Consider the following 19,518-nt stretch of genomic DNA (forward strand, 5'->3'; position numbering starts at 1 on the left):
CGGCCCTATGACCAACGGCACAGGGACTATGTCGAACTATGCACTAGTATCCACCTCAACCTAGCGGGGGCGCCATGGTCGAGCCGGATGCACAGCTGAAGAAATTCCAGAAGGAACTGAGCGCCGGCACCGTGTCGCTGGCCTTGCTGGCGGTGCTGGCCGCGGCCGAGGCGCCGCTGTACGGCTACCTGATCGCCAAGCGCCTGGAGCAGGTGGGCGAGGGCGTGCTCAGCGGCAAGCAGAGCGCGCTGTACCCCGTGCTGCGCAACCTGGAGGCGGCGGGGCTGCTGTCCAGCCATGTCGAGCCGTCGGTGGCCGGACCGCCGCGGCGCTATTACCGCATCACCGCGGCGGGCCTGACCACGCTGCGGCAATGGGCCGCGGCGTGGCGCGCCACCCGCGATTCCGTCGATTCCGTGCTGAAGGGGATTTCAGAATGAGCAGCGCACACGCCACACCGCGGCCCTTGCCGACCACCATTCCCGACTACCTGGCGCAGCTGCGCGCGGCGCTGGCCGGCGCCGACCCCGCGCTGGTCCAGGACGCGCTGTACGACGCGGAGGAATACCTGCGCTCGGAGCTGGCCGAGCAGCCCGGCAAGAGCGAGGCCGAGGTCATCGCCGGCGTCGCCGGCAGCTACGGCGCGCCCGAGGAGGTGGCCGAGATCTACCGCGAGACCGAAGTGACGGTGAACCGCGCGCTGAAGCCGCCGGCGCCGCCCAAGCGCAAATCGTTGCTCGGCCGCTTCTTCGGCGTGGTCGCCGACCCGCGCGCCTACGGCAGCCTGTTCTACATGCTGCTGTCGCTGGTCACCGGCATCTTCTACTTCACCTGGCTGGTGACCGGCGTCAGCGTGTCGGCGGGCTTGCTGATCCTGATCGTCGGGGTGCCGCTGCTGGTGCTGTTCTTCGGTTCGGTGCGGCTGCTGTCGCTGGTGGAGGGCCGCGTGGTGGAAGTCCTGCTGGGCGAGCGCATGCCGCGACGGCCGCTGTACAGCGCACCCGAACAGCCGTGGCTGCAGCGCATCGGGCAGATGTTCACCGATGCGCGGACCTGGACCACGATGCTGTATTTCCTGCTGATGCTGCCGCTGGGGATCTTCTACTTCACGGTGTTCGCGGCCTTGCTGAGCACGTCGCTGCTGATGCTGCTGGCGCCTGCCGCGCTGTTCGCCCCGGATGTCGCGGATCTGACCGTTCATGTCGGTCCGCTGCACTGGATCGGCAGCGAGGCGTGGCTGCCGTTGCTGCTGGTCAGCGTGCTGGGCGCAGCGCTGTTCTTCGTCACCCTGCACCTGTCGCGCGGCTTCGGCAAGGCGCATGGCCTGCTCGCCAAGCACCTGCTGGTGCGCAGCGAGGCGCCCTGACGTCCTGATGCAGGATCGCCCGCGGCGGAGCGCCGCGGGCGAGTTGCCGCTCAGCCCGCCTTGCGGCTGCCGCGGCGCTTGAGCGGGGTGACGTTGCCGGCCGCCGGCGCGCGGCTGGCGCCGGCATTGGCGGCGATGAAGCTGCGCACCTGCGGATACACGATGTCGCGCCAGCGGCGGCCGCTGAAGATGCCGTAATGACCGGCGCCTTGCACTTCCAGATGCTGGCGGCGCGCGGCGGGGATGCCGGTGCACAGGTCCTGCGCGGCCGCGGTCTGGCCGAGGCCGGAGATGTCGTCCAGTTCGCCCTCGATGCTGAGCAGCGCGGTGTCGCGGATCGCGGCCGGGTCGACGCGTTCGCCGTCGATCACCCATTCGCCGCGCGGCAGCAGGAACTCCTGGAACACCACGCGGATGGTGTCCAGGTAGTAGGTGGCCGGCATGTCCAGCACCGCGTTGTACTCGTCATAGAAGCGGCGGTGCGCCTCGGCGTCCTGCAGGTCGCCCTTGACCAGGTTGGCGTAGAAGTCCCAGTGCGACATGAAATGCCGGCTCGGGTTCATCGCCAGGAAGCCGATGTGCTGCAAAAAGCCCGGGTAGACCTCGCGACCGTGGCCGGGGTAGGCCGGCGGCACGGTGTGGATGACGTTGTGCTCGAACCAGGACAGCGGATTGCGCGTGGCCAGGTTGTTGACCTCGGTGGGACTGCGGCGCGCGTCGATCGGCCCGCCCATCATCACCAGCGAGCGCGGCGTGGTCTCGCCGCGTCCGGCCATCAGCGACACCGCCGCCAGCACCGGCACGGTGGGCTGGCACACGCTCATCACGTGCAACGACTCGGCGCCGATGTGGCGGATGAAGTCCTGCACGTAGCGCACGTAGTCGTCCAGGCCGAAGTCGCCCTCGGCCTGCGGCACCATGCGCGCGTCGATCCAGTCGGTGACGTAGACCTTGTGGTCGCGCAGCAGGGTGCGCACGGTGTCGCGCAGCAGCGTGGCGTGGTGGCCGGAGAGCGGCGCCACCACCAGCACGGCCGGCTGCTTCTTGAGTCCGTCCACCACCTTGGCGTCGTCGCTGAAGCGCTTGAAGCGCAGCAGGCGGCAGAACGGCTTGCGCAGCACTTCCTGCTCGACGATCGGCAGCGCGTGGCCGTCGACCTCGACATGGTCCAGCGCCCAGGCCGGCTTCTCGTAGTCCTTGCCCAGGCGGTGCATCAACTCGTTGCTCGCGGCCAGGCGCTCGGCGCCGGGCAGCGTCGACCACAGGCTGTTGGGATCGGAGAAGATCTTGGCGTTGGCTTCGGCCTGGTGCACCCAGGGGGCGAGCAGGTTACGGGTCAGTTCGTGCCACTGGTAGAGCATGCCGGTGTTTCCATCCTGAGCGTATGCTGCCGTGCAGCATAACGCATCCGCGCGGTTTGCACCTTAATGGGGCACCAGACCAATCGTCTCCAGGGCCGCCGCATCGCCCGCCAGCGCTGGCGCCAGCCAGCAATGACTGCCCACCGGGCGCAGCCCGAGCGCACCGAACTGACGCCGGTACCAGCGCGCCGCGCGTGGCTGGAAGCCGGCATGGTCGCCGTAGAAGTCGTCTTCGGCGGCGAAGGTCTCCAGGAACGCCACGCCGCCGCACAGTTCTACCAGGCCGGGCAGGCCCTGGCGCAGTTCGCGGCTGGGCACGTAGTGCAGCACGTCCGAGCACACCAGCAGGTCCACCGGCGCGCACGGCCGCAGCCAGGCGAAATCGCCGAAGCGCGCCGGGTGCAGGTTGCGGTGGCGGCCATAGCGGGCGACGGCGTAATCGCTGCTGTCGAAGCCGAGATAGCGCAGCTTCGGCCGCAGCTTCAGCAGCGGCGCGCGCCAGGCGCCTTCGCCGCAGCCGATGTCGAGCACGCTGCGGATCGGCCGTTCCAGGTAGTACTCGGCCTGGGCCACGGCGAGCGCGACCTTGCGCGCCAGGCGCGCGGCATCGCCGATGCCGTCGCGGCGATACCAGCGCTGGAAGTAGTCGGCGTCGTACTGTTTGTCCATGCGGGCGTGTGGTCCGTGCGGGCGCCGGACGAATCGGCGAAAATGGCCGCACATCCTACGCCAGCGACCTGGAGCCAGCATGCAACTCTACCTGTGGATCAAATCCTTGCATCTGCTGTTCGTGATCGCATGGATGGCGGCGGTGTTCTACCTGCCGCGGATCCTGGTCAACATCGCCGAGAGCGCGGGCCAGCCGCAGGTGCAGGAACGCCTGGCGCTGATGGGGCGGCGCCTGTACCGCTTCGGCCACAGCATGTTCGGCCTGGCGCTGCTGCTGGGGCTGACCCTGTGGCTGGGCTACAAGGTGCTGCCGGACTTCCCGACCATGGTCGCGCCCGGCCACAGCGGCTGGCTGCACGCCAAGCTCGGCCTGGTCGCGCTGATGCTGGCCTACTACATCTTCACCGGCCGCTGGCTCAAGCGCGTCGGCCAGGCCGGCGCGCTGCCGTCCTCGCGCGCCCTGCGCCTGTTCAACGAGGTGCCGGTGCTGGCGCTGCTGGTGGTGATCTGGCTGGTGCTGGCGAAGCCGTTTTGAGCGGGGATTGGGGAGTCGTAAAAGCGGGTCCCGTGCTCCGTGTTGCATCACGGAGCAACCCATAGCAGTTCGGTGCCCATGGGATCCGCTCTTGCGAATCCCCAATCCCGAATCCCCAATCCCGAGGCGCCGCGCGCGGCGCCTCAGGCCGTCTCGTACGCCCCGTAGCTGCGCAGGCGCGCGTAGCGCTTCTCCAGCAGTTGTGCGATCGGCAGCTTTTCCAGGGCGTCCAGTTCGTTGAGCAGGACCGCCTTCAGGCGCTTGGCCATCTGCGTGGGGTTGCGGTGGGCGCCGCCGATCGGTTCGCGGATCACCTTGTCGACCAGGCCCAGCGCGGACAGGCGCTTGGCGGTCAGGCCGAGCTGCTCGGCGGCATCCTTGGCCTTGGCCGCGTCCTTCCACAGGATCGAGGCGCAGCCTTCCGGCGAGATCACCGAGTACGTACCGTACTCCAGCATCAGGGTGCGGTCGCCCACGCCGATCGCCAGCGCGCCGCCGGAGCCGCCTTCGCCGATCACGGTGCAGATCACCGGCACCTTCAGTTCGGCCATCTCCAGCAGGTTGCGCGCGATCGCCTCGCTCTGGCCGCGCTCTTCGGCACCGATGCCGGGGTAGGCGCCGGGGGTGTCGATGAAGGTCAGCAGCGGCAGCTTGAAGCGCTCGGCCAGCTTCATCAGGCGCAGTGCCTTGCGATAGCCCTCCGGGCGCGGCATGCCGAAATTGCGCGCGATCTTGCTCTTGGTGTCGCGGCCCTTCTGGTGGCCGATGATCACCACCGCGCGGCCGTCGATGCGGCCGAGGCCGCCGACGATGGCCTTGTCGTCGGCGAACGCGCGGTCGCCGGCCAGCTCCTGGAACTCGTCGCAGAACACGTTGATGTAGTCCAGCGTGTACGGGCGCTGCGGGTGCCGCGCCAGCTGCGAGATCTGCCACGAGGACAGGTCGCGGAAGATCTGCGCGGTACGCACCCGCAGCTTGTCCTCCAGCGCGCCCACCTCGGCGTCGACGTTGACCGCCGGGCCGGTGCTGGCATTGCGCAGTTCCTGGATCTTGGCTTCCAGATCGGCGATGGGTTGCTCGAAGTCGAGGTAGTTCGGGTTCATTGGAAGCCGTGGAGAACGTGAAGTGGGGAGTTTAGCCGAATGCCGCGTGGCGGCCCGTACGCGGCCGTCCGGTACCCGGCTCAGGGGCCGGTCACCAGCGCAGGGCTGTTCATGATCTGCTGGATGCCCTCGACGAAGTCGTTGACGCGTTTGTTGTCGTCCACCGACAGGCCGCTGAACAGGCGCGCGGTGGCATGGGTGAAGTCGATCTGCGTGGACACGTAGGTCTTGCGCAGGCGCTGTTGCTCGGCCGGATCGGTCGCATGCAGGTAGGCATTGACCAGCGCGCGCAGCGGCCCGGCGTGCGCCTCCATCACTGGCGGCAAGGCCGGCAGGCGTTCGGCCGCGGGCGTGACCCGGCGCTGCGGCGGCTGCCAATCGCGCGGCTGATGCGCCGCGACATAGCCAGGGGCATCGTGGCTGCTCTCGACGTAGGCGACGAAGTCATCGGGCGCGAAAATCTTGCGCATGCGCCGGCCGCCGCTGCTGTCGACTGCGCCGACGGCATTCTCGGGGAATGGGGTATGCACGTCGAAGTCCCAGTCCTTGACGATGAACAAGTCGTGGACTTGCCCGTAGCGGCCTTTCAGTGCCACGCCCCGCACCTCGACGACCCCGTCGCCCTGAAACTCGCGCGGACGGGCGGTGCTGGTCCAGTAGATCTCGTCGATCCAGTAGTAATCCGACAGGGTGGGGTTGACCAGGGTGCCGTCGTGATCGGCGTACACGATGAAGGGCACGCGTCCGAGTTGCGCGGTCTGCAGGGTGTGCGCGCCCGGCGCCAATTCCAGGGCCAGTTCGGCATGTGCGGGGATGCTGTGCGACTGTCCATCGACCTGGATCGGCAAAGCCTGCCCGGTCGGATTGTCGAAGCGGAAGGTTTGCGGACCCTTGCCGCAGGCAGTCAACAACAAAATGCAGCAGGACAGAAGCAAAAAGCGCACGCGGATATCCAGAACGTAGGGAAAAAAGAGACGGTAGATTCGGCTTGCAGCGAGGGTCAACTCGCCCACGGCGGGCTGTACTTGACCTTCACCGCACGCACCGCCGGGTCGCCGCGCAGGGCGTCCAGCAGTTGCGGATCCACACGCACCGAATGGCTGCCGTTGAGGTCGAGCATGCCGGCGATGCCGCCTTGCGCCGACTGCAGCAGCAGATCCAGGCGCAACGGCGTCTTGCCAGGGCGGTGGCGGGCCAGCAGGCCGTCGATGCGTGGCCAGGCGCTGCGCTGGCGCAGGTCCAGGCGCAGCGACAGGCGCTGCGCGTGGTGCGTGCAGATCTGCTCGTAGTCCCAGCACTGGCGGATCCGCATCGCGTAGCCGCCGTTGAATTCGTCCTCGCGCACGCCGCCCTTGACGATGAGGATGCGGTCGCGGGTCAGCAGGTGGCCGAATTCGGCGATGGCGTCGGAGAACGCGCTGCACTCGATGCGGCCGCGGCCGTCCTCCAGTTGCACGAACACCTGGCTGTCGCCCTTGCGGCGCACGCCGACCACCTGGCCGGCGAGGATCGCGCTGACCTCCGGGCGCCAGGCGCGCTTTTCGCCGTCGCCGCCGCCACCGCGGCCGCCGCCGGACTGGGCGCAGATCTTCTCCAGCGCGCCCAGGTCGCAGCCGACCAGCTCGCGCACTTCGTCGCGGTACGGATCGAACGGATGGCCGCTGAGGTAGAAGCCCAGCGTCTCGCGCTCGCCGGCCAGCAACTGGCCCAGCGGCCATTCCTTGCTCTCCGGCAGGTCCAGGCGCAGCGCCGGCGCGCTGGTATCGGCGCCGCCGAACAGCGAGTTCTGCCCGGAGGCGCGCTCGCGCGCCATCTGCTCGGTGGCCTTCATCACCTCCGGCAACTGCAGCATCAGCGTGGCGCGGTTGGCGCCCAGCCCGTCCATCGCGCCGGCGTTGATCATCGCCTCGAGGGTGCGCTTGTTGAGCTTGGCCGATTCCACGCGGGTGCAGAAATCCAGCAGCGAGGCGTACTCGCCGCCGCGCTCGCGCTCGGCCACGATCGCCTCGCAGGCGCCGCGGCCCACGCCCTTGATCGCGCCCAGGCCGTACTGGATGGTGTCCGGCGTGGCCGCCTCGAACATGTACGCCGAGGCGTTGATGCGCGGCGGCAGCACGGTCAGGCCGAGGTTGCGCACCTCGTCGAGGAAGCCGACCACCTTGTCGGTGTTGTCCATGTCCGAGGACAGCGTGGCCGCCATGAACTCGGCCGGGTAGTGGCGTTTCAGCCACGCGGTCTGGTAGCTGACCAGCGCGTAGGCGGCGGCGTGCGACTTGTTGAAGCCGTAGCCGGCGAACTTCTCCATCAGGTCGAAGATTTCGTCGGCCTTGGCCTCCCCGACGCCGCCCTTGGCCGCACCCTCGCGGAAGATCTCGCGGTGCTTGGCCATTTCCGCCGGCACCTTCTTGCCCATCGCACGGCGCAGCAGGTCGGCGCCGCCCAGCGAGTAGCCGCCGACGATCTGCGCCATCTGCATCACCTGCTCCTGGTACACCATGATGCCGTAGGTGTCCTTCAGGATCGCTTCGGTGCGCGGATCGGGATAGACGATCTCCTCCTGCCCGTGCTTGCGCGCGTTGAACGAGGGAATCAGGTCCATCGGGCCGGGGCGGTACAGCGACACCAGCGCGATGAGGTCCTCGAAGCGGTCGGGGCGGGCGTCCTTCAGCAGCCGGCGCATGCCCGAGGATTCGAACTGGAACACCGCGCCGGTGTTGCCCGAGGCGAAGATGCCTTTGTAGGTCGGCGCATCGTCGAGCGGGATCGCGGCGATCTCCACCGGCGGGATGCCGGCGCGCGCGTGGCGCACGTTGATCGCCTTCACCGCCCAGTCGATGATGGTCAGGGTGCGCAGGCCGAGGAAGTCGAACTTGACCAGGCCGACCTGCTCGACGTCGTCCTTGTCGAACTGGGTGACCGGATTCCTGCCGAGATTGTCGACGTCGTGTTCGGCGAACAGCGGGCAGAAGTCGGACAGCGGCGTCGGCGCGATCACCACGCCGCCGGCGTGCTTGCCGGCGTTGCGGGTCAGGTCCTCGAGCTGCCGCGCCAGGTCCATCAGGTCGCGGACGTCGTCCTCGGCCTGGTAGCGCTGGATCAGCTCCGGCGAGGCCATCTCGCTGTCCTTGCCTTCGCCCATCGCGTCCTTCAGCGTGATGCCGAGGATGTTGGGGATCAGCTTGGCGACGCCGTCGACCAGGCCGTACGGGAAGCCGAGCACGCGGCCGCAGTCGCGCACCACCGCCTTGGCCGCCATGGTGCCGTAGGTGATGATCTGGCTGACCCGGTCGCGGCCGTACTTGCGCGCCACGTAGTCGATCACCTCGTCGCGGCGATCCATGCAGAAATCGATGTCGAAGTCGGGCATCGACACGCGTTCCGGGTTGAGGAAGCGCTCGAACAGCAGGTTGTACGGCAGCGGATCCAGGTCGGTGATCTGCAGCGCCCACGCCACCAGCGAGCCGGCACCGGAACCGCGGCCCGGGCCGATCGGGATGCCCTGGTTCTTGCCCCATTGGATGAAGTCGGCCACGATCAGGAAGTAGCCGGGGAAGCCCATCTTGATGATGGTGTCCAGCTCGAACTCGAGCCGGTCCACGTAGTCCTGGCGGGTCTTGCCGGGCGCCAGCGGGTTCTTCTCCAGGCGCGCGGCCAGGCCGTCGCGCGACTGGCTGCGAATCCAGCTGTCCAGCGTCTCGTCGTCGGGCACCGGATAGGCGGGCAGGAAGTAGGTGCCCAACTGCATCTCGATGTTGCAGCGTTGCGCCAGCGCCAGCGTGTTGTCGATCGCGTCGGGGATGTCGGCGAACAGCGCGGCCATCTCCTCGGCCGACTTCAGGTATTGCTGGTCGCTGTAGTCGCGCGGGCGCTTGGGGTCGTCGAGCACGCGGCCGGAGGAGATGCACACGCGCGCCTCGTGCGCGGCGAAATCGCTGGCGTACAGGAAGCGCACGTCGTTGCTGGCGATCACCGGCAGGCCGCGGGTGCCGGCGGCGTGCAGGGCGAACTGGTTGAACGCCTCCTCGCCGTCGCGGCCGGTGCGGGTCAGCTCCAGATGCAGGCCGTCGCCGAAGATGCGCTGCCAGTCGGCCAGTTGCTGCTCGGCCAGGTCGTGGCGGCCTTCGCTGGCCAGGCGCCCGGCCAGGCTCTCGCGGCCGGCCAGCGCGAACAGGTTGTCGCTGCCGGTCTGCAGCCATTCCGGGCGCAGCGCCACGCCGCCTTCGCTGCGGTGGCCTTCCAGCCAGGCGCGGGTCAGCAGCCGCGACAGGCTCAGGTAGCCGTCGCGATTGCGGCACAGCACGGTCAGCCGCCACGGCGCCTGGGTGCCATCGGCGATCAGCAGGTCGGCGCCGGCGATCGGCTTGATGCCCACGCCCTCGGCGGCCTTGTAGAACTTGACCAGCGCGAACAGGTTGTTGAGGTCGGTGACCGCCAGCGCGGGCAGGTCCAGTTCCACCGCGCGGCTGAGCAGGTTGGCCTGCTTGGCTTTCTTCGGGTCGGCCTGATCCGGTTTCTCGGGCACACGGATGGTCGAATCCGCCAGCGAGAACTCGGTGTGGATGTGCAGATGGGCGAAGCGGGAAGTGGACATGCGGAACCAGAGCGATGCCCGGGCAGGGTAGCGGCGGGGGGCGAGCCGGGCAAGGCTTGACAGCGAGGGGCGGGGATTCGGGATTGGGGATTGGGGATTCTTTTGCGGTCTCACTGCACGTTGAGTGCGCGTGGTTGCCCGCCTATCCCGCCGAACGTCCTACGCGAGTTGCAGCGATTCCAGTGGCTCCGCAATCTTCGCGGCAGACTCCTGGCCCGCCAGGGCCATCCGCACGGGCGCGAAGCTGCGTCGATGGTGGATGCAGGGGCCATGCGTGGCCAGCGCCGCCAGGTGCGCCGGGGTGGCATAGCCCTTGTGCAGGTCGAAGCCGTAGTGCGGGTGTTCGTCGTGCAGGCGCTGCATGATCCGGTCGCGGGTGACCTTGGCCACGATCGAGGCGGCCATGATCGCGCGGTCCAGGCCGTCGCCGCCGACCAGCGCCTCGGCGGCGCAGGGCAGGCCCTTGGGCACGCGGTTGCCGTCGATGCGGGCGAAGCCGGCCACGTGGGCCACGCCCTCGACCGCGCGGCGCATGCCCAGCATGGTCGCCTGGTAGATGTTCAGCCGGTCGATCTCCTCGGCCTCGATCAGCACCACCTGCCAAGCCAGCGCCCGCTCGACGATGCGCGCATACAGCGTCTCGCGCCGCGCCGCGGTCAGCTGCTTGGAATCGTCCAGCCCGTTGATGCGGGTGCGCGCCGGATCGAACACCACCGCCGCCACCGCCACCGGCCCGGCCAGCGGGCCGCGCCCGGCTTCGTCGACGCCGGCGTAGAGCCGGGAATCGGGAGTGGGGAATGGGGAATGGGACAAAAGCGACTGCTGCGGCGACGGCGGGGAAAGGGAGCGCTTCATGCCGTTGCTCCTGACGAATCCCGAATCCCGATTCCCGAATCCCGGCCTTCCAGCAATTCGAGCACCGCATCGGCCGCGCGCGCCGAGGCGTCCTGGCGCAGCAGCAGGTGCAGGCGTTCGTATTCGGGCTGCAGCGCCGCCACCGCCTGCGGGTTGCGCAGCCAGTGCAGCAGCGCGGCGGCCAGGGCGTCGGGGGTGCAGGCGTCCTGCATCAGTTCCGGCGCCAGGTCGTGGCCGGCGAGGATGTTGGGCAGGGCGTAGCGGTCGACCTTCAGCAGGCCCAGCGCCTTGACGATGCGGTAGGTCAGCGGGGCGACCTTGTAGCCCACCACCATCGGCCGCTTCACCAGCATGGCTTCCAGGGTCGCGGTGCCGGAGGCCAGCAGCACCGCGTCGGCGGCGAGCAGCGCGGCGCGCGCGTGGCCATCCAGCACCTGGGTGGCGGCCGGCGGCAGGGCCGAGCGCGCGAGTTGCTCGGCGATCAGCGCCTTGCACGCGGCATTGGCGGCCGGCACCAGCACGCGCGCCTGCGGAAGCTGTTGCAGCACCTGCGCGGCGGCGGCGAAGAAGGTGTCGCCGAGCTTGCCGATCTCGCCCAGGCGGCTGCCCGGCAGCACCGCCAGCACCGGCACGTCGGCCGGCACGCCCAGGGACGCACGCGCCGCGCCGCGGTCTTCGTGCAATGCGATCGCATCGGCCATGGGGTGGCCGACGAAGCGCGCGTCCACGCCGTGTCTGGCGTAGATCGGCGGCTCCATCGGGAACAGGCACAGCACCCGGTCGGCGCTGGCGCCGATCTTGGCCGCGCGCTGCTCGCGCCAGGCCCACACCGACGGACTGACGTAGTGCACGGTGCGCAGCCCGCGCTGTTTCAGCCAGCGCTCCACGCCGAGATTGAAATCGGGAGCGTCGATGCCGACGAACACGTCCGGGCGCCAGGCCAGCAGCCGCTCGCGTAGCGCGCGGCGCAGTTTCAGCAGGCGCGGCAGATGCCGCAGCACTTCCAGCAGGCCCATCACCGCCAGTTCGCTGGCATCGAACCAGGTCTGGCACCCGGCCTGGCGCATCGCCTCGCCGCCGACCCCGGCGAATTCCGCGTCGGGATAGCGCGCGCGCAGCGCCTCGATCAGCCCCGCGCCCAGCAGGTCGCCGGAGGCTTCGCCGGCGACCAGGGCGATGCGCAGCTTGGCTGCGCCGGGAATGGGGAATGGGGAATGGGGAATGGTAGAAGCAACAGCGGAGCCCGGGCCGGGCGGGCGACCGCTCTTCCCATTCCCCATTCCCGATTCCCCATTCCCGGCACTCATCGCAACAACGGCCGCTCGCTGGACTCGATGAATTCCAGCATCGCGCGCACGTCCTCGCTGCCTTCGGCCAGCACCGCCAACTGGTGCTTGGCCTCGGCCAGCGGCAGGCCGGCCACGTACAGCGCGCGGTAGGCGCGCTTGATCGCGGCCACGCGTTCGGGGTCGAAGCCGCGGCGCTTCAGGCCTTCGCTGTTGATGCCGCGCGGGCGCCCCAGGGAATTGCCGCCGACCATGGTGAACGGCGGCACGTCGCCGTTGATCAGTGCGCCCATGCCGAGGAAGGCGTGATCGCCGATGCGGCAGAACTGGTGCGCGCCGGCGAAGCCGCTGATGATCACGTGATCGCCCACTTCCACATGCCCGGCGAGGGTGGTGTTGTTGGAGAACACGCAGTGGTTGCCGACGATGCAGTCGTGGGCGACGTGGGTATAGGCGAGGAACCAGTTGTCGCTGCCGACCCGGGTGATGCCGCCGCCGCTGCCGGTGCCGCGGCTGACGGTGACGAACTCGCGGATCACGTTGCGGTCGCCGATCACCAGTTCGGTGCGTTCGCCAGCGAACTTCTTGTCCTGCGGGTCGCCGCCGAGCGCGACGTGGCCGACCAGGCGGTTGTCGCGGCCGAGTCGGGTCGGGCCGACGATGCTGCAATGCGAGCCGATCTCGCAACCTTCGCCGATCTCCACCTCGGCGCCGATCACGGTGAAGGCGCCGACGCGCACGTCGGCGGCGAGTGTCGCGCCGGGATCGATGACCGCGGAGGGGTGAATCAGGGGGGCGTTGGCGCTCATCGCAGATCTCCTGCCAGGGTCATTCGCGGGTGCCGGCGCACAGCACTTCGGCGCAGGCCACGACCTTGCCGTTGACCTTGGCCTCGCCGTAGTACACCGCCATGTTGCGGATCACCCGCTTGATTTCCACATGCAGTTCCAGCACGTCGCCTGGCACCACCTGGCTGTTGAAGCGGGCGTTGTCGACCTTGACCATGTAGAACAGCTTGGACTGCGCGTCGCGACCCATCGCCAGCTGGGTCAGGATGCCGCCGGCCTGCGCCAGCGCCTCGATGATCAGCACGCCCGGCATGATCGGCTGGCCCGGGAAGTGGCCCTGGAAGTACGGCTCGTTGATGCTGACGTTCTTGTGCGCGATGATCCGGCGGTTCTCGAAATCCAGCGAGACCACCTTGTCCACCAGCAGGAACGGGTAGCGGTGCGGGAGCAGTGCGCGGATCTGGTTGATGTCCGGCAGGGTGGCGTCCGGCAGGGGCTGATCGTGGCTCATTCCTTCTCCTTGCTGACAGACAGGATGCGACGGGCCAGGGCATCGAGCTGTTTGAAGCGCGCGGCGTTCTTGCGCCACGTGCGGTTGTCGGTCAATGGGGTGCCGGACGAGTACTCGCCCGGCTCGTGGATGGAGTTGCGCACGACCGACTTGCCGGTGACCACGACCTTGTCGCAGATCTCCAGGTGGCCGACCACGCCGACCGCGCCGCCGAGCATCACGTAGCGGCCGATCCTGGCGCTGCCGGCGATGCCGGTGCAGCCGGCGATGGCGCTGTGCGCGCCGATGTGCACGTTGTGCGCGACCTGCACCAGGTTGTCCAGGCGCACGTCTTCTTCGAGAGTGGTGTCTTCCAGCGCACCGCGATCCACGCAGGTGTTGGCGCCGATCTCGCAATCGTCGCCGATGCGGACGCCGCCCAACTGCGGCACCTTGATCCAGCGGCCGGCGTCCATCGCCAGGCCGAAACCGTCGGCGCCGAGCACCGCACCGGGGTGCACGCGCACGCGCTGGCCCAGGCGCACCCGGGTGACCAGGGTGACGCGGGCGATCAGTTCGCTGCCGGCGCCGACCTGGCAGTCCTCGCCGATCACGCAGCCGGGGCCGATCACGCAGCCCTCGCCGATCGTGCTGCGCGCGCCGATGCTGACGAACGCGCCGACGTGCGCGCTGGCCGCGACCTGCGCGCTGGGATCGATGCTGGCGCTGGGATGGATGCCGGGCGGCCGCAGCGGCGCCACGTCGAACAGCGCGGCGATCTTGGCGAAGGCGACATACGGGTCGCGCGCGATCAGCGCGGTGCCCGGCGCGGCCTCGGCATCGTCGGCGCGCAGCACCACGATCGCCGCGGTGCTGTCGGCCAGTTGCGCGCGGTAGCGGGGATTGGCCAGGAAGCTGAGCTGTCCCGGGCCGGCTTGCGCCAGCGTGGCCACGCCATGCACCGCGACGCTGCCGTCGCCATGCACCTGCAGGCCGAAACGCTCGGCGATCTCGTCAGCGGTATAGGTCGAAGTATTCACCGGGAGATTCTACCGTGTGCCACCAGCACGGTCATACGTACGGCCGCGTAGGGCGCGCCGACACAGCGTGCACTGCCCGACCCTCATCCGCCCCTACAGGGCACCTTCTCCCGATGGGAGAAGGGAGTCAGCCCCTCTCCCATCGGGAGAGGGGTTGGGGTGAGGGTACGGCCACAAGCGACACACTCGCAGGCGCGGGAGCGTGGGGCGTCAGCGCGAATGCGGTGACGAGCTCGGGGCGCGCCGAAGCGCGGGGATTAGGCAGGCCAAGCCCCAGCAGGGTTTCGCGCAGCGAAAACCTGGCTGCCAGGGCGACGCCCTGGCAGCGGGTGGGCAGTTCGTCAGAACTGCCCACCAAAGGTGAACTGCAGACGCTCGATCTCGTCGTTGTCTTCCTTCTTCAGCGGAATCGCGTAGCTGATCGAGATCGGACCGACGGGGGCGCGCCACAGCAACGCGATACCGGTGGAGGCACGCAGTTGATTGGACTTGAAGTTGTCCACGCCGTTGAACACGTTGCCGACGTCCACGAACGCCGAAATGCGCGCCGACGGGCTGTCGAACAGCTTCGGGAAGTACATTTCCGCCGAGCCCACGGTCTTGAACGAGCCACCCAGCGGCTGGCCGCGGCTGTATGAGGCGGTGGCCTCCGAGCGCGGGCCGAGGGTGTTGTCCTCGAAGCCGCGCACCGAGTTGGTGCCGCCGGCGTAGAAGTTCTCGTAGAACGGCAGGCCCGACGCCGTCACGCGGCGGACCAGGTTGGTGCCGTCGCAGGCCTGCGCCGTGTACACCGGCGTGCCGGAGCTGTTGGTGGTGGTGGTGCCGCAGATATCGCGCGACACGTCGCTGCCGTAGCTGTCGCCGTAGCCGAATTCGGCGCGCGTGTTGAGCACCAGTGCCGGCGAGATCGGCCAGTACTTGGAGATCTGGTAGTTGAGCTTCCAGTACTCCACGGTCGAGCCGGGCAGGGTGGCTTCCAGACCCACGCGCTGGTACATGCCGCGGGTCGGCATGAAGTAGTCGTTGCGGGTGTCGCGCGCCCAGCCCAGTTCGCTGCGCCAGGCGTGGAAGGTCTTGGTCCCCATCGCATCGATGTAGTTGATGATCGCCTGCGGGGTGTAGCCGGGGTAGGTGGTGATCTGGTTGCTGTCGATGCCGAACATCAGCGAGACGCTGTCGGTCTCGGTGATCGGCACGCCGAAGATCACCTGCGCCGCGCCGTTGGTGCTGTTGTACTGCGCGGTGCCGAAGTCGGAGTAGTCCAGCTTGCGCCACGACAGGTTGTAGCCCAGCGACACGCCGTCGTCGGTGAAGAACGGGTTGGTGTAGGAGAACGCGTAGCGCTCCTGGTAGCTGCTGCGCGAGGCGTCCACCGCGACGCGGTTGCCGCCGCCGAGGAAGTTGTTCTGCGACAGCTGCACCGAGGTGGTGACGCCGTAGGTCTGCGAGTAGCCCAGGCCGAAGGTGAAGCTGCCCGAGGTGGTCTCCTTGACGTTGTAGACCACGTCGACCTTGTCGTTGCTGCCCGGCACCGGCGGCGTTTCCACGTCCACCGACTCGAAGTAGCCCAGGCGCTGCAGGCGGATCTTGGAGCGGTCGATCGCCGCCTGCGAGTACCAGGTGTCCTCGAACTGGCGCATTTCGCGGCGCAGCACTTCGTCGGAGGTGCGGGTGTTGCCGCGGAACACGATGCGCCGCACCGACACGCGCGGGCCCGGGGTCACCTGCAGGTTCACCGCCACCGTGCGCTTCTCGCGGTCGGTGGTCGGGATCGGGGTGACCTTGGCGAAGGCGTAGCCGATGTTGCTCAGGGTGTTGGTGATCGCGTCGGAGCTGTATTCCAGCAGCGCGCGCGAGAAGGTGTCGCCGGCCTTGGGAATGACCAGCTTCTCGATCTCTTCCTGCGGCAGGATGGTGTCGCCGGTGACCTTGATGTCGGAGATCTTGTACTGCTCGCCTTCGGTGATGCCGGCGGTCAGGTACATGTCGCGCTTGTCGGGGCTGATCGCCACCTGGGTGGAGTCGACGCTGAAGTCGACGTAGCCGCGGTCCAGATACCAGGAGTTGAGCTTCTCCAGGTCGCCGGACAGCTTCTCCTTGGAGTACTGGTCGTCGCGGCGGTACCAGGACAGCCAGTTGTGCTCGCGCGACTCCCAGTTCTCCAGGATGTCCTGGTTGAGGAACTTCTCGGTGCCGATCAGGTTGACGTGGCGGATCTTGGCCGCCTTGCCTTCCTTGATCGCGATGGCCACGTCGACGCGGTTGCGGTCCAGCGGGCTCACCGTCGGGGTGATCTCGACGTTGTACTTGCCGCGGTTGTTGTACTGGCGGGTCAGCTCCTGGGTCACCCGGTCCAGGCTCAGCCGGTCGAAGGTGCCGCCCTCGCTGAGGCCGATGTCGGACAGGCCCTTGAGCAGTTCCTCGCTCTTGATGTCCTTGTTGCCGGTAACGGTCAGCTTGTTGATCGCCGGACGTTCCTTGACTGTGACCACCAGGATGTTGCCCTGGCGGTCGACGCGCACGTCCTCGAAGAAGCCGGTGCGGTACAGCGCGCGGATCGCCTCGGCGACCTTGGCGTCGTCCACGGTGTCGCCGCGTTCCACCGGCAGGTAGGTGAACACGGTGCCGGACGAAATGCGTTGCAGCCCGTCGACGCGGATGTCGCTGGCGGTGAAGGGCTCCGCTACCTGGGCCAGGGCCGGCAGGCTGAGGCTGGCGGCGAGGGCGAGGGCAAGCAGGCGGCGAGTGGGAAATCTCGTCATGTCACGTCCGGTAGAGGTCGATATCGTTGTTGCATGGGCGCCGGCGCAAGACGACAGCGGGTCGAGTGGATCGGCGCGGGTCATCGCAGGGCCTGCCCGAAGAGGTCGTTGTAGAACGCCAACCCCATCAGTCCTGCCAGCAACGTCAGGCCCACGAACTGCCCCGCCGCCATGGCGCGCTCGCTCAGCGGGCTGCCCTTGACCAACTCGATAAGGTAATACAGCAAGTGCCCGCCGTCCAAGATCGGGATCGGCAGCAGGTTCATGATCGCCAGGCTCAGCGACAGCAGCGCCAGGAAATTCAGGAACCCGTCCGGCCCTTCCTTGGCCGAGATGTTGGCGACCTTGGCGATGGTGATCGGGCCGGACACGTTCTTCAGCGAGGCGTCGCCGGTCAGCATGCGGCGCAGGATGCCGAGGGTGTCCCCGGCCAGCCGGCCGGTCTCGCGGAAGGCCATCGGGATCGCCGCCAGCGGGCCGTAGCGCAGGGTGGCGTCGTAGGCCGGCCGGCGCTGCTCGCCGATGCTCACGCCCAATTGCCAGGTCGGCGCGCCCTTGCCGGCGGTCGGCTTGAGATGGACCTCCAGCGCCAGCCGCTCGCCGTTGCGCTCGACCTCGATCAGGCCGTTGCCGCCCTCGCGGCCCAGCGCCTGCACCCGCGGCGCGACCTGGTCGGCGCTGGTGATCGGGCTGCCGTCCACCGCCAGCACGCGGTCGCCGGGGCGCAGCACGCCGTCGGCGGCCGAGCCGGGGGCGACGTTGGCGATCACCGCCGGCTGCAGGGTGAAGCGCCAGGTCAGGCCGGCCAGCGCCGGCACCTGCCGCTCGTCGAAACCGACCGGGAGCTGCGACAGGCGCAGGGTCCGGGTATGGCTGGCGCCGTCCTGCGCGTCCTCGGTCTGCACCGCCACGTCCTCGCGGTCCATGGCGGCGACGGTCAGCTGCATGGCGGCCTCGCTCCAGGTCGCAACATCGCGGTCGCCGACGCGGACGATGCGCTCGCCGGCCTGGAACCCGGCCTGCTGCGCCAGACCCTCGGCGCGGCCGACGAGGGGCGCGTAGTCCTGCTTGCCGATGACGAACATCGCCCAGAGGAACGCCACGCACAGGATCAGGTTGGCGATGGGGCCGGCGGCGACGATGGCGATGCGCTGCCACACGCTCTTGTTGTTGAAGGCCTGCGCGCGCTCGGCCGGGTCGACCTCGGCCTCGCGTTCGTCGAGCATCTTCACGTAGCCGCCGAGCGGGATCGCGGCGATCGCGAACTCGGTGCCGTGGCGGTCGTAGCGCGACCACAGCGGCTTGCCGAAGCCCACCGAGAAGCGCAGCACCTTGACCCCGCAGCGGCGGGCCACCCAGAAATGCCCGAACTCGTGGAACGTCACCAGGATGCCCAGGCTGACCAGCATCCACCAGATGGAGCCAACGAAATTACCCATGCGCGTGGCTCATGGCGGCGTGGGCATCAAGCATGGGCGAAGTGGCGGGCAATGGCGAGTTCGGTGATCGTGCGCGAGTGCGCATCCGCCGCCAGCAATGCGTCCAGGGAATCGGCCGCGACCGCAGGCAGCTCGGTCAGGGCGTTCTCGACCAGCGCAGGAATCGATAGGAAACCGATTCGGCCCTGAAGAAAGGCTGAAACAGCCACTTCGTTGGCCGCATTCAGGATCGCCGGAGCGCTGCCGCCGGCCTGCATCGCGCGCCAGGCCAGGCCCAGGCACGGGAAAGCGTCCAGGTCCGGCGCCTCAAAGTCCAGCCGGCCCTGCGCCAGCAGGTCCAGCCCGGCGACCCCGGAGGCGATGCGCTCCGGCCAGCCCAGGCCCACCGCCAGGGTGGTGCGCATGTCCGGCAGACCCATCTGCGCCAGGGTGGAACCGTCGATGAACTCGACCAGCGAATGCACCAGGCTCTGCGGGTGCACCAGCACCTCGATGCGCTCGGGCGCCAGCGCGAACAGGTGGTGGGCCTCGATCACTTCCAGGCCCTTGTTCATCAACGTCGCCGAATCGACCGAGATCTTCGGTCCCATCGACCACTTCGGGTGCGCCACGGCCTGCGCCGGGGTCACCGCCTGCAGGCGCGCACGGTCCCAGCCGCGGAACGGGCCGCCGGAGGCGGTCAGCAGCACCCGCCGCACCTCGGCGCCGGTCTGGCGCGAGCGCAGGCACTGGAAGATGGCGTTGTGCTCGCTGTCGATCGGGATGATCTCGGCACCGGCGGCCGCGGCCGCCGCGGTGACCAGTTCGCCGGCCAGTACCAGCGCTTCCTTGTTGGCCAGCAGCAGGCGCTTGCCGGCGCGGGCGGCGGCCAGGGTCGAGGCCAGGCCGGCGGCGCCGACGATGGCGGCGACCACGCTGTCGCAGGCGTCGCTGGCCACCAGTTGGTCCAGTGCGGCGTCGCCGGCATGCGCCTGGGTTGACAGCCCGGCCGCGCGCAGGCCGTCGCGCAGCGCCGGGTACAGCGCCGGATCGGCGATCACCGCATGCGCGGGGCGATGCGTGGCGCACAGCGCCAGCAGCGCGTCGACGTTGCGCCCGGCCGCCAGCACGCCGGCGCGCAGGCGCTGCGGATGGCGCGCGATCACGTCCAGCGCCGAGGCGCCGATCGAGCCGGTGGCGCCGAGCACGGCGATGGTGCGGACCGCCGGGTCCTTGCTGTGCTGCGTGTTCACT

16 protein-coding genes are annotated in these 19,518 nt (G+C 68.8%); 3 read left to right on the forward strand and 13 right to left on the reverse strand.

Features of this window, described 5'->3' with window-relative positions; all coding sequences use genetic code 11:
• The first annotated feature begins 74 nt into the window (after positions 1-74).
• Both PG878_RS07420 and PG878_RS07425 read left to right on the forward strand, forming a co-directional pair.
• Positions 75-440 (forward strand): PadR family transcriptional regulator, encoded by a 366-nt coding sequence (locus PG878_RS07420; RefSeq protein WP_017912024.1) that lies wholly within the window; start codon positions 75-77, stop codon positions 438-440.
• Positions 437-1,366 carry a sensor domain-containing protein gene (locus PG878_RS07425; RefSeq protein ID WP_209029762.1) on the forward strand — a complete coding sequence of 310 codons (930 nt, stop codon included), beginning with the start codon at positions 437-439 and terminating at the stop codon, positions 1,364-1,366. Before PG878_RS07420 ends, PG878_RS07425 begins: the two co-directional genes overlap by 4 nt.
• Positions 1,367-1,416: 50 nt before the next feature.
• On the opposite strand, the gene PG878_RS07430 is transcribed toward PG878_RS07425, so the two are convergent.
• A complete protein-coding gene (locus PG878_RS07430; RefSeq protein WP_209029763.1) occupies positions 1,417-2,727 on the reverse strand; it encodes a polyhydroxyalkanoate depolymerase in 1,311 nt (436 codons plus the stop codon).
• 63 nt (positions 2,728-2,790) lie between these two features.
• On the reverse strand, positions 2,791-3,396 hold the full coding sequence (locus PG878_RS07435) for a class I SAM-dependent DNA methyltransferase (RefSeq protein ID WP_209029764.1): 606 nt from the start codon (positions 3,394-3,396) through the stop codon (positions 2,791-2,793).
• Positions 3,397-3,475: 79 nt separating this feature from the next.
• On the opposite strand from PG878_RS07435, the gene PG878_RS07440 reads away from it, so the two are divergent.
• Positions 3,476-3,931: a CopD family protein gene (locus PG878_RS07440; RefSeq protein ID WP_010344054.1), complete on the forward strand. Its 456-nt coding sequence runs from the start codon at positions 3,476-3,478 to the stop codon at positions 3,929-3,931.
• Between the two features lie 143 nt (positions 3,932-4,074).
• Here PG878_RS07440 and PG878_RS07445 read toward each other — a convergent pair whose 3' ends face one another.
• From PG878_RS07445 to dxr, 11 genes are all read right to left on the reverse strand, one after another.
• Complete coding sequence (locus tag PG878_RS07445) at positions 4,075-5,034, reverse strand: acetyl-CoA carboxylase carboxyltransferase subunit alpha (protein WP_209029765.1); 960 nt, start codon at positions 5,032-5,034, stop codon at positions 4,075-4,077.
• Positions 5,035-5,114: 80 nt separating this feature from the next.
• Positions 5,115-6,047: a hypothetical protein gene (locus tag PG878_RS07450; protein WP_209029766.1), complete on the reverse strand. Its 933-nt coding sequence runs from the start codon at positions 6,045-6,047 to the stop codon at positions 5,115-5,117.
• Positions 6,035-9,625, reverse strand: a complete 3,591-nt coding sequence (gene dnaE / locus PG878_RS07455; protein ID WP_209029767.1) for a DNA polymerase III subunit alpha — start codon at positions 9,623-9,625, stop codon at positions 6,035-6,037. Before dnaE ends, PG878_RS07450 begins: the two co-directional genes overlap by 13 nt.
• A 159-nt stretch (positions 9,626-9,784) precedes the next feature.
• On the reverse strand, positions 9,785-10,480 hold the full coding sequence (locus PG878_RS07460; RefSeq protein WP_209029768.1) for a ribonuclease HII: 696 nt from the start codon (positions 10,478-10,480) through the stop codon (positions 9,785-9,787).
• Positions 10,477-11,760 (reverse strand): lipid-A-disaccharide synthase, encoded by a 1,284-nt coding sequence (lpxB, locus tag PG878_RS07465; protein WP_209029769.1) that lies wholly within the window; start codon positions 11,758-11,760, stop codon positions 10,477-10,479. The genes PG878_RS07460 and lpxB overlap by 4 nt, the downstream gene beginning before the upstream one ends.
• 23 nt (positions 11,761-11,783) lie before the next feature.
• Complete coding sequence (gene lpxA / locus PG878_RS07470; RefSeq protein ID WP_209029770.1) at positions 11,784-12,575, reverse strand: acyl-ACP--UDP-N-acetylglucosamine O-acyltransferase; 792 nt, start codon at positions 12,573-12,575, stop codon at positions 11,784-11,786.
• Positions 12,576-12,594: 19 nt separating this feature from the next.
• Positions 12,595-13,065, reverse strand: coding sequence for a 3-hydroxyacyl-ACP dehydratase FabZ (gene fabZ / locus PG878_RS07475; RefSeq protein ID WP_209029771.1), 471 nt, complete (start codon positions 13,063-13,065; stop codon positions 12,595-12,597).
• Complete coding sequence (gene lpxD, locus PG878_RS07480; RefSeq protein WP_209029772.1) at positions 13,062-14,084, reverse strand: UDP-3-O-(3-hydroxymyristoyl)glucosamine N-acyltransferase; 1,023 nt, start codon at positions 14,082-14,084, stop codon at positions 13,062-13,064. The genes fabZ and lpxD overlap by 4 nt, the downstream gene beginning before the upstream one ends.
• Before the next feature lie 341 nt (positions 14,085-14,425).
• Complete coding sequence (gene bamA / locus PG878_RS07485) at positions 14,426-16,846, reverse strand: outer membrane protein assembly factor BamA (protein ID WP_209029773.1); 2,421 nt, start codon at positions 16,844-16,846, stop codon at positions 14,426-14,428.
• Positions 16,847-16,926: 80 nt separating this feature from the next.
• Positions 16,927-18,285, reverse strand: a complete 1,359-nt coding sequence (rseP, locus tag PG878_RS07490) for an RIP metalloprotease RseP (protein WP_209029774.1) — start codon at positions 18,283-18,285, stop codon at positions 16,927-16,929.
• 26 nt (positions 18,286-18,311) lie between these two features.
• The gene (dxr, locus tag PG878_RS07495) at positions 18,312-19,517 is read right to left on the reverse strand and encodes a 1-deoxy-D-xylulose-5-phosphate reductoisomerase (protein ID WP_209029775.1); all 1,206 of its coding nucleotides are present in this window, start codon (positions 19,515-19,517) and stop codon (positions 18,312-18,314) included.
• Between the last annotated feature and the right edge of the window lies 1 nt (position 19,518).

It is taken from the genome of Xanthomonas hawaiiensis (assembly GCF_031834635.1).
GTDB lineage: Bacteria > Pseudomonadota > Gammaproteobacteria > Xanthomonadales > Xanthomonadaceae > Xanthomonas_A > Xanthomonas_A sacchari.

Bases quoted from the DNA above. Each gene is read 5' to 3' on its own strand.
- PG878_RS07460 (WP_209029768.1), bottom strand. From the start codon at position 10,480: ATGAAGCGCTCCCTTTCCCCGCCGTCGCCGCAGCAGTCGCTTTTGTCC.
- PG878_RS07430 (WP_209029763.1), bottom strand. From the start codon at position 2,727: ATGCTCTACCAGTGGCACGAACTGACCCGTAACCTGCTCGCCCCCTGG.
- PG878_RS07435 (WP_209029764.1), bottom strand. From the start codon at position 3,396: ATGGACAAACAGTACGACGCCGACTACTTCCAGCGCTGGTATCGCCGC.
- dnaE (WP_209029767.1), bottom strand. From the start codon at position 9,625: ATGTCCACTTCCCGCTTCGCCCATCTGCACATCCACACCGAGTTCTCG.
- PG878_RS07445 (WP_209029765.1), bottom strand. From the start codon at position 5,034: ATGAACCCGAACTACCTCGACTTCGAGCAACCCATCGCCGATCTGGAA.
- fabZ (WP_209029771.1), bottom strand. From the start codon at position 13,065: ATGAGCCACGATCAGCCCCTGCCGGACGCCACCCTGCCGGACATCAAC.
- lpxA (WP_209029770.1), bottom strand. From the start codon at position 12,575: ATGAGCGCCAACGCCCCCCTGATTCACCCCTCCGCGGTCATCGATCCC.
- PG878_RS07420 (WP_017912024.1), top strand. From the start codon at position 75: ATGGTCGAGCCGGATGCACAGCTGAAGAAATTCCAGAAGGAACTGAGC.
- lpxB (WP_209029769.1), bottom strand. From the start codon at position 11,760: ATGGGGAATGGGAAGAGCGGTCGCCCGCCCGGCCCGGGCTCCGCTGTT.
- PG878_RS07425 (WP_209029762.1), top strand. From the start codon at position 437: ATGAGCAGCGCACACGCCACACCGCGGCCCTTGCCGACCACCATTCCC.
- rseP (WP_209029774.1), bottom strand. From the start codon at position 18,285: ATGGGTAATTTCGTTGGCTCCATCTGGTGGATGCTGGTCAGCCTGGGC.
- bamA (WP_209029773.1), bottom strand. From the start codon at position 16,846: ATGACGAGATTTCCCACTCGCCGCCTGCTTGCCCTCGCCCTCGCCGCC.
- PG878_RS07440 (WP_010344054.1), top strand. From the start codon at position 3,476: ATGCAACTCTACCTGTGGATCAAATCCTTGCATCTGCTGTTCGTGATC.